Annotated in this window: 15 protein-coding genes and 1 riboswitch; of the genes, 14 read left to right on the plus strand and 1 reads right to left on the minus strand. The window is 50.1% G+C overall.

Translation table 11 applies throughout. The features are described 5' to 3' along the window. Positions 1-2 precede the first annotated feature (2 nt). Positions 3-446 carry a FixH family protein gene (locus tag AB4Z29_RS04265; protein ID WP_441941849.1) on the minus strand — a complete coding sequence of 148 codons (444 nt, stop codon included), beginning with the start codon at positions 444-446 and terminating at the stop codon, positions 3-5. 201 nt (positions 447-647) lie between these two features. Continuing rightward, positions 648-789, plus strand: a riboswitch (cobalamin riboswitch). 139 nt (positions 790-928) lie between these two features. On the opposite strand from AB4Z29_RS04265, the gene AB4Z29_RS04270 reads away from it, so the two are divergent. The 14 genes from AB4Z29_RS04270 (at position 929) to AB4Z29_RS04335 (ending at position 16,192) form a co-directional block, all read left to right on the plus strand. Further along, positions 929-1,918 carry an ABC transporter substrate-binding protein gene (locus AB4Z29_RS04270; protein WP_441941850.1) on the plus strand — a complete coding sequence of 330 codons (990 nt, stop codon included), beginning with the start codon at positions 929-931 and terminating at the stop codon, positions 1,916-1,918. A gap of 40 nt (positions 1,919-1,958) precedes the next feature. Beyond that, the gene (locus AB4Z29_RS04275; protein WP_441941851.1) at positions 1,959-2,960 is read left to right on the plus strand and encodes a FecCD family ABC transporter permease; all 1,002 of its coding nucleotides are present in this window, start codon (positions 1,959-1,961) and stop codon (positions 2,958-2,960) included. Continuing rightward, positions 2,957-3,733: a heme ABC transporter ATP-binding protein gene (locus AB4Z29_RS04280; RefSeq protein ID WP_441941852.1), complete on the plus strand. Its 777-nt coding sequence runs from the start codon at positions 2,957-2,959 to the stop codon at positions 3,731-3,733. The genes AB4Z29_RS04275 and AB4Z29_RS04280 overlap by 4 nt, the downstream gene beginning before the upstream one ends. 26 nt (positions 3,734-3,759) lie before the next feature. After that, a complete protein-coding gene (cobT, locus tag AB4Z29_RS04285) occupies positions 3,760-4,830 on the plus strand; it encodes a nicotinate-nucleotide--dimethylbenzimidazole phosphoribosyltransferase (protein ID WP_441941853.1) in 1,071 nt (356 codons plus the stop codon). An 11-nt stretch (positions 4,831-4,841) separates the two neighbouring features. Continuing rightward, positions 4,842-5,432, plus strand: a complete 591-nt coding sequence (gene cobU / locus AB4Z29_RS04290; protein WP_441941854.1) for a bifunctional adenosylcobinamide kinase/adenosylcobinamide-phosphate guanylyltransferase — start codon at positions 4,842-4,844, stop codon at positions 5,430-5,432. Further along, positions 5,429-6,409 carry an adenosylcobinamide-phosphate synthase CbiB gene (gene cbiB, locus AB4Z29_RS04295; protein ID WP_441941855.1) on the plus strand — a complete coding sequence of 327 codons (981 nt, stop codon included), beginning with the start codon at positions 5,429-5,431 and terminating at the stop codon, positions 6,407-6,409. Before cobU ends, cbiB begins: the two co-directional genes overlap by 4 nt. Continuing rightward, entirely contained in the window at positions 6,391-7,203 is an 813-nt protein-coding gene (cobS, locus tag AB4Z29_RS04300) for an adenosylcobinamide-GDP ribazoletransferase (protein WP_441941856.1), read from the plus strand. The genes cbiB and cobS overlap by 19 nt, the downstream gene beginning before the upstream one ends. Positions 7,204-7,223: 20 nt before the next feature. Next, the gene (gene cobD, locus AB4Z29_RS04305; protein WP_441941857.1) at positions 7,224-8,312 is read left to right on the plus strand and encodes a threonine-phosphate decarboxylase CobD; all 1,089 of its coding nucleotides are present in this window, start codon (positions 7,224-7,226) and stop codon (positions 8,310-8,312) included. 213 nt (positions 8,313-8,525) lie between these two features. Beyond that, positions 8,526-9,236, plus strand: a complete 711-nt coding sequence (locus tag AB4Z29_RS04310) for an adenosylcobinamide amidohydrolase (protein WP_441941858.1) — start codon at positions 8,526-8,528, stop codon at positions 9,234-9,236. A 98-nt stretch (positions 9,237-9,334) separates the two neighbouring features. Continuing rightward, entirely contained in the window at positions 9,335-10,285 is a 951-nt protein-coding gene (corA, locus tag AB4Z29_RS04315; protein WP_441941859.1) for a magnesium/cobalt transporter CorA, read from the plus strand. 49 nt (positions 10,286-10,334) lie between these two features. After that, positions 10,335-11,135, plus strand: coding sequence for a phosphodiester glycosidase family protein (locus AB4Z29_RS04320; RefSeq protein WP_441941860.1), 801 nt, complete (start codon positions 10,335-10,337; stop codon positions 11,133-11,135). A gap of 44 nt (positions 11,136-11,179) precedes the next feature. Next, a complete protein-coding gene (gene hrpB / locus AB4Z29_RS04325; protein ID WP_441941861.1) occupies positions 11,180-13,693 on the plus strand; it encodes an ATP-dependent helicase HrpB in 2,514 nt (837 codons plus the stop codon). 47 nt (positions 13,694-13,740) lie between these two features. Next, a complete protein-coding gene (locus AB4Z29_RS04330) occupies positions 13,741-14,037 on the plus strand; it encodes a DUF1294 domain-containing protein (RefSeq protein WP_441941862.1) in 297 nt (98 codons plus the stop codon). 79 nt (positions 14,038-14,116) lie between these two features. Continuing rightward, the gene (locus tag AB4Z29_RS04335) at positions 14,117-16,192 is read left to right on the plus strand and encodes a HelD family protein (RefSeq protein ID WP_441941863.1); all 2,076 of its coding nucleotides are present in this window, start codon (positions 14,117-14,119) and stop codon (positions 16,190-16,192) included. Positions 16,193-16,350 lie beyond the last annotated feature (158 nt).

Here is a 16,350-nt window from a genome sequence, read left to right on the forward strand (position 1 = left end):
GGCTAATGGCTGGCTTTCAGCAATCTGCTTATTTCATAAGTTTGCTCTTTGGTTTCAAGCGTTAACGTTGCTTTCCATATGCCTGCCATTAGGGGGACGCCATCTCCTGTATATTTGCCTGAGGCTTCTTCAGTCATTTCGAACACGTAATCACCGCAAACCATGCTCAGCATGTCTAGCTTCACTGTTATATTAGCATCATGAACCGGAAAGCCCTGTATATCTTTTATATCAACCGTGAATTGATTTTCGTGCAAAACCTTGGCGGGGTATTCCGCAATGGTCCAGCTTATCGTACCGCTATTGAAGGCATGCTCCGTCGTTTGCGGAGGTACAGCTTCATCTTGCTGAAACCACCAAATAGCAAAACCGATTAGTAGCACGAGTAAGAAGAAAATGAGAAAAAATTTCAAATATGAGGTGCGGAATTTATCATTCGGCTGCATCTAATCTTTATCCTCCTTCAGTCGTTTTTTTGAGAGGATGCTCATTTAAGTTACCTATGCGGGAAGAGTGGGAAGCAGAACTCGGCTTGCAAGAATGAATTGCTGCTGTTTAATGGACAAATACGCGATGTCGGTGTATATTAACAACTGATTAATCAATCGTAAACGGACAGGTGCGGATAGGAGATTCTTGCAAGGTATCAACATCTTGCAGTGCTCTTTGAAGCTTAAAAGGGAAGACCGGTGCAATTCCGGCACGGACCCGCCACTGTAAGGTTGGATAGCGACGCTTTAGGCTTCGTTACGACCGAGTCAGAAAATCTGCCAGTCCTTACATGCGCTTAAACCTACGTGGAAATAGGGAGGGTGCTCGGAAAGCTTGTCGCTTTGCAAGTAATGGAAGAGCGTATGGGAGCATTTCTGGCACAATTGCCGGTGATGCTTTTTTGTTTTGACAAACTAAAAAAGAGGTGCAGAGAAACATGGTAAGAAATAACCGTAAATTAATGAAGGCTCTGTTTGGATTGCTCCTTGCGGCAATGCTTGTTGCCACAAGTGCATGTGGAGTAAACAAAGAACCTGAAAACCAGCAACGTCCAGAAACGAACCTTACGAATTCGGATGCCAATAAGTCAGAAGAAACCTCAGACGCAACGGTATATCCCTACACGATTAAAGACGATACCGGGACTGAGATTACTTTTGAGCAGCAGCCAACTAAGGTTGTGACGCTTGTGCCTAGTGAAACAGAAACGATCTACGCGATCGGTGCTGGGGAGCAGGTAGCAGGTGTCGATCAATGGAGCGATTACCCCGAGGATGCAGCGGCAAAGCCAAAGGTTGGGGATATGACGACCAATATTGAGGCCGTAGTGGCATTGAATCCGGATCTAGTTTTGGCTTCGTCCACATTGAACACAGATGCAATCGCAAAGCTGAGAGAGCTTAAAATACCCGTGTACGCATCAGATCCGCTTACCTATGATGCCGTTATTGCCAAATTAGAAATTTTAGGTCATATTATGAATAAACCTGCCGAAGCGGCTGAAATTGCAGATCATATGCGGCAGGTAAGACAGCAAGTAACGGATGCGGTGAAAAACGCTGAGAGAAAAAAAGTGTATATGGAGTTTTCGCCAGGCTGGACGGTCGGCTCCGGCACTTTTCTTGATGAGCTTTTAAACCTGGCTGGCGGGATTAATATTTCTGCTGCTTCGCAAGGCTGGTTCGAGGTCAGTGCAGAGGAAGTTGTAGCTCAGGATCCAGAATTGATTATATACCCTGATTTGAAGGAGGATCCGAATCCGATCGTCGTTGGCATCCAAAGCCGCCCAGGCTGGGAAGTCATTGCCGCAGTGAAGAACAAACAGCTGCATGCAGTGACAGAGAATCCGCTCGTGCGCGTTGGACCGCGTTTAGCGGACGGCTTGCTGGAGCTTGCTAAAGTAATCCACCCGGATCTCGTGAAATAAAGCAATGACCTATAAACTGGTTTGGTACGGAGGAGCAGCCATGCTCCTTCTTGCTGTTTCTATCGTGGTGAGTTTAACGATTGGCTCATCGGGCATTTCGGTGCGAGACGTATGGGGCATATTGCTTCATAAGCTGCCCTGGTTTTCGAATGAAGCAGTCTCTTATTCGGCGGGCGAGATCGCGATCGTTACGCAAGTAAGATTGTCCCGCGTGCTGCTCGCTGTTCTGGTAGGCGCATGTCTGGCGCTGGCGGGAACAGGTTTTCAAGGCGTGCTCCGTAATCCTCTTGCTGATCCCTATACGCTCGGTGTTGCATCAGGGAGCTCAGTAGGCGCAGCTTTTATTATTTTGTTTGGATTACAGGCAGCGATGGGGATGTGGACCATTCCGATTGTTGCATTCGCAACGGGGATGGCTACGCTGCTTGGCGTGTTTTGGCTTGCCAATCAAAAAGGTGTTATGCATATGGAAACACTCATCCTTTCCGGCGTCATCATTCAATCTTTTCTAGGCGCGTTTGTTTCCTTTATGGTTTCGATGTCAGATGGCGTCGTCAACCAAATATTGTTCTGGTTAATGGGATCACTAGCCATGCGAGGCTGGGATCATGTAATTATGCTTATCCCCTTTCTGCTGATTGGATTGCCCTTATTGCTTGCTTACGGGCGTCCCCTCAATTTATTTGTATTAGGAGAGAGGCACGCTGCCCATCTAGGCATACATGTGGAGCGAACGAAGCTAATCGTCTTGATCAGCTCTACGCTGCTTACTGCGGCTGCCGTCTCCGTGTCGGGTGTTATTGGTTTCGTAGGGCTTGTTGTGCCGCATCTAATCCGATTACTCGTTGGTCCGGATTATCGGTTAATAACGCCATTGTCGGCTATCGGAGGCGGTATATTCGTGTTATGGGCAGATACGCTTGCGCGAGTAGCGTTAACGCCGAAGGAGATCCCATTAGGTGTAGTAACCGCTTTAATTGGTGCACCATTTTTTGCTTATTTGCTGCATCGGCGGAAGAAAGGACAGGGTGGCGCTTTATGATCGAGGTTCGCGAAGTGATCCAGGATGTGAACGGTCGACAAGTGTTAAAGGGCGTTTCCTGTACGTTTCAAAAAGGCAATATGTATGGCATCATCGGGCCAAATGGCGTCGGTAAATCAACTTTGCTGCAATTGCTGTCCGGAGTTGATCGGCCAAAGCAGGGAGAAGTACTTCTAGATGGTCGGCCATTGTCGACATTTCCCCGTAAAACGATTGCGAAACAAATGGCAGTGCTGCAGCAAAACGGGCTTCCGCCTGTTGGTTTTACTGTGCGGGAAGTCGTCAGCATGGGACGTTATCCATATCAGAACTGGCTCGGAAGCGAGAATGAGGACTCGGCGAAGCTGATTGACGATACGCTCCTAACAATGGGCTTGAAGGAGCTTGAATTACGCACAATGGATCAGCTAAGTGGCGGGGAACGCCAGAGAGTGGCGCTGGCCAAGCTAATGGCACAAGGCCCGGCGATTCTATTGCTGGATGAGCCGACAACCTATCTTGATATTGGCTTTCAGGCACAGCTTATGGATACCGTGCGAACATGGCAGCGAAATAGCGAGTTGACTGTCATCGCCGTGCTTCACGATTTGAATCTCGCCGCGCTATATTGCGATGAGCTTGTGGTATTGCATCAAGGAAAAGTAGAGGCTGCCGGTACACCGCAGCAGGTACTTACTTCGTCACTAATTGAGCAGGTATATGAGACAAAGACGACTGTCATATCCCATCCGATTACAGGGGTGCCGCAATTGATGCTGCAGCCAAACTTCTAATTTAATTGCTTGAAGGGACTGATGAAATGGAAACACATACATACAAGCATCTATTAGACATTATCAATACTATCCCTCCTTTTGATAATGAAGCCGCAAAGCTTGCGATGACACATTCTGATTCCTTAACAAAACCGCCGGGAAGCCTAGGCAAGCTAGAAGCGGTCGCTGCACAGCTTGCCGGCATTTCAGGTAAGCTGTGGCCGGATTTGTCCCAAAAGGCTGTTATCGTAATGGCAGGAGACCATGGCGTCTGTGAGGAAGGGATCAGCGCGTTTCCGCAGGCCGTAACGCCACAAATGGTTGTCAATTTCTTAAACGGAGGAGCTGCTGTCAATGTGCTGGCCAGACAAGCAGGAGCAGAGGTTGTGTGCGTAGACATTGGCGTCATTGGGGATATCGAGCATGAACGGCTCGTAAGCAGAAAGATTGTACGCGGAACAGCGAATATGGCAAAACAAGCCGCCATGAGCAGGGCAGATGCGGTTGACGCCATAATGGTGGGCATCGAAACGGTGAATGAGCAAATAAAGCGCGGCTGCAGGCTGTTTGCGACTGGCGAGATGGGAATCGGCAATACGACGGCAAGTGCAGCTATTACGACCGTGCTGACTGGTTTGCCTCCTGAGGAGTCGGTAGGCCGGGGGACTGGAATTAATGATGCAGGCTGGTTGAAGAAGGTTGAGGTTGTTAAGCGGGCAATTGAAGTCAATGGGCTTCATGCAGCTGGAGCTGATCCTCTTGACGTATTGGCAAAAGTAGGCGGCGTTGAAATCGCCGGCCTTGTTGGCGTTATCATTGGGGCCGCGGCAAGCGGCTGTGCGGTTGTTATTGACGGATACATCTCGTCCGCTGCTGCACTTGTCGCATCGAGAGTTACCGAAAAAACGTTGCCATATATGATCGCTTCCCATCTTTCGCAAGAGCAAGGACATGCAAAGCTGCTTGATGCCGTTGGCTTGACACCAATGATTCAGCTGGATATGAGGCTAGGCGAAGGAACAGGTGCCGTGCTGGCATTTCATTTTATTGACGCTGCACTGCTGCTGATGCAGGAGATGGCTACATTCGATAGCGCAGGCGTTACCAAGGGTTAGGTGAAGGAAAGTTGGCAGTATTCATCACAGGCGGGGCACGCAGCGGCAAAAGCAGCTTTGCGGAGCAATACGCAATGAAGGTCGCAACAAAAGGCATATACATAGCAACCTGTCAGCCGTTTGATGAGGAGCTGGAAGAGCGCATCTCCAAGCACAAATTGGATCGTATCGACTCCGGATTTCACTGGACTACGATTGAAGAGCCTTATGATGTCTCTGAGCGGTTAGAACAAATCGTTGGCGAGCAGTCAGCTTCTGCAGCGCAGGGGAAGGAATTGCCTGTCATCCTGCTTGATTGTTTGACTCTTTGGTTGACAAACTGGCTGATGAGGATGGACGACAAAGAAACAAAACATTCAAGCTTGGACAGTGAAATTGCGCAGCTGCTAAAAAGCATTCAAAGCTGCCCTTTTCCTTTGATCATCGTATCGAACGAGGTAGGCGATGGTATTGTACCAGCCTACCCGCTCGGGCGGATCTTTCGTGACGAAGCAGGCAGGCTGAATCAACGGGTTGCTGCAATCTGCGAGCGTGCATTTCTGGTCACTGCGGGCATACCGATCGATTTGAGAGCTATCGCTTTTAACTGGGAGAAGCTATGATCCTCTATTCGATGAAGGAGCTTTTTTTGCTTGCAGCAGCTGCTTTGGTCATAGACTGGATCGTAGGTGACCCAAAATGGCCAACACATCCCGTAATATGGATCGGGCGCTTTATTCGGTGGCTCGAACGAAGGCTGTATCAGAAGCGTTGGAAGGGCAATTCTGCTGTCTTAAGAGGTTTAGGCACAGTATTGGCGTTAACGACTCTAAGCGTTAGCTACATGACGATATGGGGGTTGGTATGGGCCGCGGATGCTGTACATCACTGGTTGGGATATGCAGTAAGCGCATGGTTTATTTCAACAACGATTGCGGTCAAAGGTCTCAAGGATGCTGCTATGCAGGTCTTTCGGCCGTTAGTGGAAGGAAGACTGCACAATGCCCGTAAATTTGTCGGTTATATCGTTGGCCGTGACACGGAACACCTGAACGGGCGTGAAGCTGCGCGGGCAGCAGTGGAGACTGTAGCTGAGAATACGGTCGACGCACTCGTTTCCCCTTTCCTATTCGCTGTTATCGGCGGAGCTCCGCTCGCTATGTTGTACCGCGCCGTAAATACGCTGGACTCCATGGTAGGCTACCGCAACGAAAAATACGAATATTTTGGGTGGTTTTCAGCCCGAACAGACGATGTTTTCAACTATATTCCGGCTCGCATAACAGGCGTAATGCTTACGATCTCTGCACGATTGGATCGTAGAATGAGCGCACGGGATGCTTATCGCTCCATTCGCGCATTCGCGCATCTGCACCCAAGCCCGAATAGCGGCATTCCGGAGTCGGCTGTTGCAGGAGCGCTTGGCATTGAGCTAGGCGGTTTGAATCACTATCTTGGTGTGCCAAGCGAGCGCGCTAGAATGGGCTGGCCTTTGCGAGAGCTTGATGCACAAGACATCTTGCTTAGCGTGAGGTTGTTATACCTGGTTAGCTATCTGCTGTTCGCGGGGGTGATTATTGGATGTTTCTTCGTGAGTTGAAACGGCAAGCGCAAGCGCTTGCTGCAGCTATACAATTTTTAACGCGATTCCCTGTCCCGGTCAACATCCCGTTTCAAGGTCCTGTATTGTCGCGCAGTGTAGTTTACTTTCCAGTAGCAGGCATGCTGCTCGGAGCATGCCTGTATGGCTTCGCGTGGCTGTTAACGCTGTTTGTGCCGGCATGGCCTAGCGCCGTTCTCATGCTTGGACTGTGGACAGCGCTTAGCGGAGGGCTGCACCTTGACGGTTTGATGGATACTGCTGACGGTGTTCTCAGCCATAGGTCCCGTGACCGTATGCTTGAAATTATGAAAGACAGCAGGGTAGGCGCAATGGGCGTGCTGGCTGCTGTGCTGCTGCTCATGCTAAAAGCGTCGCTGCTCGCCGAACTTTTAAGCCATGAACTTGCTGCTTCTTTTGGATGCATGCTTATGATCGTTCCGATCTGGAGCCGAGCTTGGATGAGCGCAGCCATAGCCCGGTGGCCTTTTGCACGGGCAGGAGAAGGGATTGCTGTTTTATTTAACGAGGTTAAAGGTATTCATGCTGCTGCAGCACTGCTGATAGCTGCGATTAGTTCCTCTGCCATTCTAATGATAACCGAACATGAATTGAAAGCTACTTTGCTTTGGGTGCTTGCATTCATAATCGTCACGACGAGTGCAGGCGGGGCATTGGCTGCTTGGCTTAATCGAAAGCTTGGTGGATTAACAGGTGATACATACGGCGCTATGAATGAATTGATTGAAGCTATGCTGCTGCTCGTCGTTGTGATTTGGCTGCATGCGCAATAAAAAAGGAGCTGGAAGTTGATATGTTGGAAAGATACGGTCATGGTGGCGATTTAAAGACCGCAGAGGAAGCATTTGATATACCCGCACAGAAATTCGTTGATTTCAGCTCGAATATGAATCCGTTTGGTCCACCGCCAAGCGTGAAGGAAGTGCTGTATCATTACACGGAAACGATTGGTCAATATCCGGATCCTGCCGTACGGGGTCTGCGTCGAAAGCTGGCAGAGAAGCATCAAATCGACGAGAATTCAATCGTAGTCGGTAATGGGGCTGCCGAGCTGATTGATCTCATCGTACGGGCGTTGCAGCCTAAATTAACGACACTCGCCATTCCGTGCTTCGATGAGTATGGGGATGCGATCCGAAAAACTGGCGGCGCCATTTATGAAATTAAGCTGTCGGAGCATAACCATTTCACCTTGCATTCGAACTTCGAGCATCTTTGTGAAGCTGCGGCGGCAGGCTCGCTGTTCATGCTTGGCTCGCCTAACAATCCGACAGGACAACTGGTAGATCCCGAGCTCATACACGCGCTTCTTAGCCGTGGCGCGTATGTCGTCGTGGATGAGGCGTTTATGGATTTTGTGCCAGATGAAGCCAAGTACAGTCTCATTCATGAAGCGACAAGAAATGAACGGCTGTTTGTTATCCGATCGATGACGAAGTTTTATTCCGTCCCTGGTATCCGGTTGGGCTATATCGTCGGCATGCCTCGAACATTAAGCGGATTAAAACGGCTGCAAATCCCTTGGAGTGTGAATTCCCTTGCCCAACAAATCGGTGAAGCTGTTCTTGATGAAACCGAATATGCCGAGCGTACCCTGTTATGGCTGCAAGAGGAACGAACGTGGCTTACCGCCGCATTGCAGGCGCTTGGCTTCGTGGTGAATCCGAGCGCAGCCAATTACTTGCTCGTGCGAATTCCGAAGGATGCAGGCCTAAGCGCAAGCATGCTTCAGCTTGAGATGGGCAAGCAAGGCGTACTCATTCGCGACGCGTCGCGGTTCCCAGGGTTAGATCATACATATATTCGGGTTGCGATTAAGCTGCGCATGCAAAACGAACAATTATTAATGGCGTTAAGTAAATGTTTGTCGATACATAGATGATTATAGATAATTAATGAGGCTAATAAAAAACTTGTCGATTCATAAGTCATATTATTATAATTAATTAGATTAATTAAATGGTCGGCGCAACAAGTATTCGCTTAGTAAGATTTCTGAATAGTCGTCGATATCGACTAGCCATAAAGGGAAAAACGAAGAAAAGCTGAATGTTGACCTATTTTCGCGCGGGTGCAATATGAAGGAGGAAGTGTAATGGCACAGCCTTTTCGACAAGGCTCACACTATGGATCGAAGCTGTTAAACGGTGTCGACATCAGGCTGCTCGAGGATCGAATGGAAATATGCAGCAGCGTGAGCTGGCATGTTCTAAGCAGTGCCATTCTGCCAGGAGGCTTCTCGTTTGCAAGCCGTATCGTAAACTGGAAGGTGCCTCTGGATTACATTGGTGTTGACCCGGTGCAAGATATGATGGATCAGCTCGTTATATGGGGCTCTGAACCAGCCAGCACGGTTGGTTTGATTACGGCGGCCAAGCTTACGCATGCATCGGTCACGGAGATTGCAGGCGATCGCTTTAACCTGCTTTGCTGCACGACCGTTGGGACACGAAATGCGGCAAGGGCAGGAACCCGGCGTGATACCTTCTCGGCTTATGCCCCTGGAACGATAAATACGGTGCTTCTGATTGATGGGCAAATGACAGAATCGGCGATGGTGAATGCCATTATTACCGCCACCGAAGCGAAGGCTGCTGCAATGCAGCAGCTCGGCATCATTGAGCATGCTTCTGGTCAAATAGCTACCGGAACGACAACGGATGCAGTCGTAATCGGAGTCAGCCAGCGGTTAGATTGGAATGCCGTTCATGCCTATGCAGGCGCGGCTACGACCATAGGCTGCAGCATTGGCGAAGCCGTGTACAGAACAGTCGTTGAAGCGACACGTACGCAGCACGAAGAATAGCGTGAGATTACAGATGCTCTTTTATCGTGTAAAATGGTGGAGTTGAGCACTAGGCTTAGCTATAGTTGTTGCGAGAAGCAGAATGGAGGACGTATCCTTTGATACGCATTGTTGGTTACACAAAGCAAAAGGAATGGTTGACCGATCTGACCATCGATGATTTGAAATCAACGGAGCTTGATTGGTATTGGGTCGATTTCAACAATCCGAAGGAAAACGAGTGCCGCCTGCTCGACTCTTATTTCCATTTCCATCCGCTGGCCATCGAGGACTGCTATCATTTGCTGCAGCGTCCTAAGATTGACCATTATGAAGATGTGCATTTTTTTGTGCTGCATGAGGTAGAGCGAAAAACGCTGACCGTTAATGAAATCAATTTGTTTTTAGGTCCTAATTTCATCGTCACGTTTCATTATGAGCCTTCGCCTGAAATCGAGGAGGCGCGAAGCAAGCTGCTTACGAGCAGCAAAATGGGAGAGAAGGGCCAGCTTTTTGCCGCCTACCTGGTGATAGACAAGCTTGTGGATCAATACTTCCCAGCAGTCCATGAACTCGAGGATCAGCTGCTGGATATGGAAATAGGAAATGACGACGGACAAAGCCAGACACTGATGACCGATATATTTAACATTAGGTCAAGGCTGCTCCGTTTGCGCAAAACGATCGTTCCGATGCGCGACTTGCTGTACAGGCTGACCAATTCGGATCGCATTGAAGGCATGGACCAATATTTAGCGTTTTACCATGACATATATGATCATTTGCTTAAGCTCTCGGAAATGATGGATTCAAGCCGTGAAATGACGGCAGATTTGCGCGATAACTACATTTCGTATAACTCGAACCGAATGAACACGATCATGAAGACGTTAACGGTCATTACAACCATATTTATGCCATTGACGTTTTTAGCTGGCATCTACGGCATGAATTTCCGCAATATGCCGGAGCTCGAATGGAGCGGCGGGTATTTTGCGGTTATTATCGTTATGCTTGTAATTGGTCTCAGCATGTATGCATGGTTCCGCAGCAAAGGCTGGTTTAAATAAATAGGTGTTAGGAGATAGGTCTGTTATGGAGATGAAGGAGCCTGTTCGATTGAGCAGAAAAAAGAGGTTAACCATAGCGGGTATCATGATTGGACTTGTGCTTGTATTGGTTATTATGCTCTATCTTATGATTATCGCGCTCGGAAACCGAAACGAGGCAAATTTACTGAAGTCGGAGCAAGCGCTGCATTATACGTATATGACAGAAACCTCGAAGAATGGTATAAAGCTGCATGCGCTGCAGACGCGGCCAGCTTACGTTACGTTGGAAACCATCAATAATAATGTAACACTTTCCGGCAAGGTTGGCATAAACGGAGGATTCTTCTATGGCAACCAATTGCTTAGCATCGGTGTCGTTAACAGCATTCCAGTCAACAAGGAAATCGGTAATTTCGGAACGGGCAGCGAAAATGTGAAGTACGCCCGGGGAACGCTCGTCTGGGATGGGGCTTCCGATCAGCTCAGCGTACAGGTTGCGAGCCAAGCGTCAGAGCTTAAGCTGAAGGATCATACGCGGTTTTGGGCACAGGGAGGCATTAGCATGAGCCTGGGAGATGATGCCAATTGGATGCAGCAGGCTGCGAAAGAGAATGCCCCCTTCCCGGAGGATGACCGCTTGCGCTCTGCGGCAGTGTACGATGCTAACGGGACCTTATATTTAATCGTGAGCGAAACGAAAAGTTCGTTGTCCGATTTTAGGGAAGCAATCGTTCAGACGTTTGGCGGCGGAAAGCTTGTAGACGGCATTTTTCTTGACGGTGACGGCTCTTCTCAGCTTTTGAGCAGCGAAACCGCCCTTCCAGGCGACAACCGTCCCGTTGTGCAGATGCTTCGAATTGTGAAGTAGTTAGTCGATTGGCAAAGTAGTCTACTGGCAAAGGAGCATTTAGGATGAGTCCCATGCAATTGCCGATTGATTCGGTATTGCCACAGCTTCTTGAGGCACTTCGCAGCGGTACGAATGCGGTATTGGTAGCGGAGCCAGGAGCGGGAAAGACGACGCGCGTACCGCTTGCGCTGCTGGATCAGCCATGGTTGTCCGGCAAAAAAATAATCATGCTGGAGCCGAGAAGATTGGCAGCAAGATCTGCTGCCAAGTTTATGGCCAGCACCCTGGGTGAACAAGTAGGCCAAACGGTTGGCTACCGTGTAAAGATGGATACGAGCGTAGGTCCGCGTACGCGTATAGAAGTGGTAACAGAAGGCGTACTGACGAGAATGCTGCAAGAGGATCCTGCACTCGAGCATATCGGAGCCATCCTATTCGATGAATTTCATGAAAGACATTTGCACGGCGACTTAGGGCTTGCGCTCTGCTTGCAGTCGCAGACGTTATTGCGCGAGGATCTGCGGCTGCTCGTCATGTCCGCTACGCTCGATGCCGCCCCTATTGCTGCGATGCTAGGCGAAGCACCTGTTATTCGCAGCCAAGGACGGGTATTTCCGGTCATCACGCATTATCTTCCGCAGAAACAGAGCGGGCCGTTGGAACCGCGAATGGCTTCTCTAATTCTTGATGCGCTGCGTTCCCAGGATGGTGACTTGCTTGCCTTTCTGCCTGGCGCAGCCGAAATAAGACGTACCGCACGGAAGCTGAAGGAGCTTGGTCTGCCGCTATCGACTCGCGTTGAGCAGCTTCATGGCAGCATGCCGCTGGAGCAGCAGGATGCGGCAATTGCGCCATGTTCCGTTGGCGAGCGAAAAGTCGTGTTAGCGACATCCATTGCGGAATCAAGCTTAACGGTTGAAGGCGTTAAGATCGTAGTCGACAGCGGCCTCATGCGTATTCCGCGTTTTTCACCGCGCACCGGCATGAGTCGGTTGGAGACGGTGCCTGTTTCATTAGCCTCGTCTGACCAGCGGCGAGGACGGGCAGGGAGGCTCTCTCCCGGGACATGCTATCGGCTATGGACGGAGCAGGAGCATCCTTACTTGCCAGAGCACAATAAGCCGGAGCTGCTGGAGGCTGATCTAGCTGCGCTTGCACTAGAGCTCTCCATTTGGGGCGTACAAGGACCAGCTGAACTGGAATGGGTGACTGCCCCTCCGGAAGCTGCATACGAGCAAGCTGTATCGCTGCTTCTGCAGCTGAATGCCATTGATTCACAAGGGAAGCCTACGGCAAGCGGACACCAGATGGCAAAATTCGGCTTGCACCCGCGGCTCGGCGCTATGATCATTCGGGCATCTGAATTTGGTGACGCACGCATAGCCAGCGAGGCGGCGGCACTGCTGAATGAGCGCGACCTGATGGGTCAGGAACGCAATGTGGATTTGCAGCTCCGCATTGATCTGTTGCATCAATTGTCTAAGCATAGGGAGGGCAGCGGTGAGCATCCTGCGAGCGCGGCAGTTCGGCGGATCGCTTTGCAAGCAGCGCAATGGGAGCGGCTTGCTACTTCGAATGTCGAGGGTACAGCCAAGCTTAGCGGTACTGAAGCTGTCCCAATCGGTGTTCTTCTTGCGTTTGCCTACCCGGACCGGATTGCTCAGCGCCGCAGCGATGGCCGATATCTGTTGGCGAATGGAAGAGGAGCTGCACTTCCTGAGCAGCAGCCCTTGTCACTCTTTTCTTATCTGGCTGCTTGCGAGCTTGACGATTCAGGCGGGGAAAGCCGCATTCGGATAGCTGCCGAGCTGCAGCAAGCGGATCTGGAACGGTATTTGAAAGACAAGCTTATGAATGAAGAGGTTATTGAGTGGGATACAACAGCCCAGGCTGTTAGAGCCCGCAAACGGCTTCGGCTTGGCGCTCTGATCGTCAAAGAATCCATTCTGCAGCAGCCGAATGAGGATAAAGTGGCCGAGGTCATCCTTGCCGTGGTTCGGCAAGCCGGGTTCGCGATTCTGCCAATGAGCAAACCTGCACAGCAATTAAAGGCTAGAATGCTGCTCATGTCCCATGCTGGCAAGGATTGGCCAGATGGCACAGATGAAGCGCTATTGGAAACGGTTGATGAATGGCTGAAGCCTCATATTATCGGGATGAAAAGCCGAACGGATCTCCAGAGGCTACCTATGCAGCAGCTGCTTGAGAGCAAGCTTAGCTGGCAGCAGAAGCAGGAGCTGGACGAGCAAGTGCCGACACATTATGTCGTCCCGAGCGGTTCACGCATACCGATTGATTACAGTGATCCTGGGTCACCCGTACTTGCCGTCCGTCTACAGGAGCTGTTCGGCTTGAAGGAAACGCCGAGGCTGGCAAGAGGAAGACTTGCGGTAACGCTCCATCTCCTGTCACCGTCGCAGCGGCCTGTGCAAGTGACGCGTGATTTGGGAAGCTTTTGGGAGAATGCCTATTTTGATGTGAAAAAGGATTTAAAAGGACGTTACCCGAAGCATTATTGGCCAGATGATCCTTATGCGGCAATACCTACGAACCGGACGAAGCCGAGGCCGCGCTGATCGCTTCGGTTCCGGTGACAGCTGAGATCTTGGAGAGGATGTGACCTATGGCTGCGATTTATTATGTTTTAGCTGCCTATTTGCTCGTTATAAATGTGTATACCTTTTCTTTGATGGGCATGGATAAAAAGAGTGCCAGAAAGCAGCGCAGGCGCGTTCCGGAGAAAAAACTTTTTTTGCTTAGCGCGGTCGGCGGTGCCGTCGGTACTTGGCTTGCCATGAAAGCTTACCGTCACAAGACGAAGCATCGATCATTTACGGTAGGCATCCCATTCTTGTTTGGACTGAATATATTGCTCGTACTGGGGGCCGTTTGGCTGATTGGGACTGCGCTGAACTCTTAATTGCTTTGAGAAGCCGACCTATGGTATATTGGGGCTTCTCTTTTTTATTTCGTATACCATAACTTAGGAGGTAACTGACTTGACAGTTCAAAGTGCCTATCAAGAAGAACAAGATCGATTAACGAATTCGCTCAACGATATTATGACACAGCTTCAGGCGATTGGTCCGCGTTACAAAGGTGATGATTTCACAGAGCAAATGCTAGATTTACAGCAAGAGGAACGAAGGCTGCGTCTGGAAATTTCGAGGCGTGAGCCTTATTTTGGCCGAATTGACTTTGAAGAGCTTCCGGATGGCGAGAAGAAGCCGTTATATATTGGGAAAGCAGGCGTCGCGAAGAAAGACAGCAACGAGCTGCTTGTCATCGATTGGCGGGCGCCAGCCGCCAGCGTTTTCTACTCCTTCACGGGAGGCGAGTCGCCTGCATCCTACGAGTCGCCTGACGGGCAAATCGAAGGGCATGTTCATTTGAAACGAAACTTTATGATTCGCCAAGGTGAAATTGTAAGGCTGGTAGACAGCTATGTGCGAGGTCAGGAAGAGGGCTCTGTGACGGATGAGTTCCTTCTCTACCGTCTCGGAGAGAATAAAGACAACAAACTGCGTGACATCGTATCGACCATACAAGGCGAGCAGGACCGGATCATACGTGCGGATCGAAGCAAAGCCTTGTTTATTCAAGGCGTTGCGGGAAGCGGGAAAACAACCGTTGCGCTGCATAGGCTCGCTTTTCTTCTCTATCAATATGCCGACAGGATGCGAGCGGAACGAATGATTATATTCGCGCCGAACCGTATGTTTCTCGACTACATATCAGGCGTATTGCCCGAGCTAGGCGTAGGCGATATTCAGCAAACGACATTCAGCGATTGGACGGTTGAGCTGCTGGAGAAAACTATCTCCGTATGCGATGCTTCGGAAGCCATGTCGTATTGGTTCGAGGAGCGCCGTACCGCAGAGGAGATCGAGCAAGCTTCGGGCAGATTTAAAGGAAGCCTGGACTTTAAAGCGATCGTAGACGAGCGGATTGCCGATGTCGAGCAGCGCATCGTTCCTGTCATTCCGTTCATGCCGATTGATCGATTGGAGCTCTCACCGGAGCAAATGCGCGAGTGGTATGAAACAGACTATGGCGATGAAACGTTGATGAAAAAACGCGACCGTCTAGTCAGCCGCATTCGCCGCTGGATGGAATCCGAGCTGAAGATGAAGGGAATCGCAGACAAAAAGATAAGGGCAAAAGCGCTTGCCAAATTCAACAGCTTCACGAAAAAGATTCCTGCCTATACGGCGCTGCAGCTGTATGCTTCGATGTTCAGCGGCAAGCAGCTGGTCGCAAGTATTCCGAAGCGGATCGCGGCTGCGACAGCGGAGCGTCTGAAAAAAGAAGTTGCTGCGGCAGAGGATTTGGCGCCGCTCGCGTACATCCAGCTTCAGCTTTTTGGACTTCCGAAGCAGGCGTTTGATCATATCGTCATCGATGAAGCCCAAGACTATTCACCGTTTCAGCTCGAGGTGCTGCGTCTATGCCAAAGAACAGCTTCGATGACCGTATTAGGGGATTTGCAGCAAGGCATTCACGCTTATGCAGGCGTGCAAAGCTGGAGTGAGCTTACTGCTCTGTTCGAGGAGGAGCAGCTAGGCTATTTCGAGCTGAATCGATCCTATCGCTCTACGATGGAAATTATTGAATTCGCCAATAAAATCCTTGGCAGTATGATTGGCGAGGTTAAGCCTGCCGTCCCGGTATTCCGCAGCGGCGATCCGGTTATCGCGGAGCCGGTGACGGGAGAAGAATGGCTTCGAGCCATTGCCATAACCGTTCGGGAGTGGCAGGCTAAAGGCGAATATGAAACCATATCTGTCATTGGTCGGACGGCTTTACAGTGTGAGACGATTCACTTGTATTTGCAGGAGAATGGTCTGGATGCATCACTCGTGCAAAGCAAACAGCCGGCATATGGCGGCGGTTTGTCAGTCGTACCCGTTTACTTATCCAAAGGGCTCGAGTTCGATGCCGTATTAATCGCAGATGCGAGTGCTGAGAATTATTCGCCGCTTGATGCCAAGCTGCTGTATGTGGGCTGTACGCGTGCGCTGCACAAGCTAAAGCTTTATTACCGCGGGGAGCTGACTATGCTTCTAGGCGAATAAGCTTGACAGAAGGATTCGAATGGAGAGTTTTGCAGAAGGATTCATGATTATTGAATGACCGCCGCGGCAATCGCGGCGGTCATTGATGTTTTCTGCGTATGCCTGCCACGAATATTTCATTACAAATAGATCAATCATGTGAACAACGAATCCGATTT

Source organism: Paenibacillus sp. 2TAB23, from assembly GCF_052115165.1.
Lineage (GTDB): Bacteria > Bacillota > Bacilli > Paenibacillales > Paenibacillaceae > Pristimantibacillus.

Bases quoted from the DNA above. Each gene is read 5' to 3' on its own strand.
- AB4Z29_RS04265 (WP_441941849.1), bottom strand. From the start codon at position 446: ATGCAGCCGAATGATAAATTCCGCACCTCATATTTGAAATTTTTTCTC.
- AB4Z29_RS04270 (WP_441941850.1), top strand. From the start codon at position 929: ATGGTAAGAAATAACCGTAAATTAATGAAGGCTCTGTTTGGATTGCTC.
- AB4Z29_RS04275 (WP_441941851.1), top strand. From the start codon at position 1,959: ATGCTCCTTCTTGCTGTTTCTATCGTGGTGAGTTTAACGATTGGCTCA.
- AB4Z29_RS04280 (WP_441941852.1), top strand. From the start codon at position 2,957: ATGATCGAGGTTCGCGAAGTGATCCAGGATGTGAACGGTCGACAAGTG.
- cobT (WP_441941853.1), top strand. From the start codon at position 3,760: ATGGAAACACATACATACAAGCATCTATTAGACATTATCAATACTATC.
- cbiB (WP_441941855.1), top strand. From the start codon at position 5,429: ATGATCCTCTATTCGATGAAGGAGCTTTTTTTGCTTGCAGCAGCTGCT.
- cobS (WP_441941856.1), top strand. From the start codon at position 6,391: ATGTTTCTTCGTGAGTTGAAACGGCAAGCGCAAGCGCTTGCTGCAGCT.
- cobD (WP_441941857.1), top strand. From the start codon at position 7,224: ATGTTGGAAAGATACGGTCATGGTGGCGATTTAAAGACCGCAGAGGAA.
- AB4Z29_RS04310 (WP_441941858.1), top strand. From the start codon at position 8,526: ATGGCACAGCCTTTTCGACAAGGCTCACACTATGGATCGAAGCTGTTA.
- hrpB (WP_441941861.1), top strand. From the start codon at position 11,180: ATGAGTCCCATGCAATTGCCGATTGATTCGGTATTGCCACAGCTTCTT.
- AB4Z29_RS04330 (WP_441941862.1), top strand. From the start codon at position 13,741: ATGGCTGCGATTTATTATGTTTTAGCTGCCTATTTGCTCGTTATAAAT.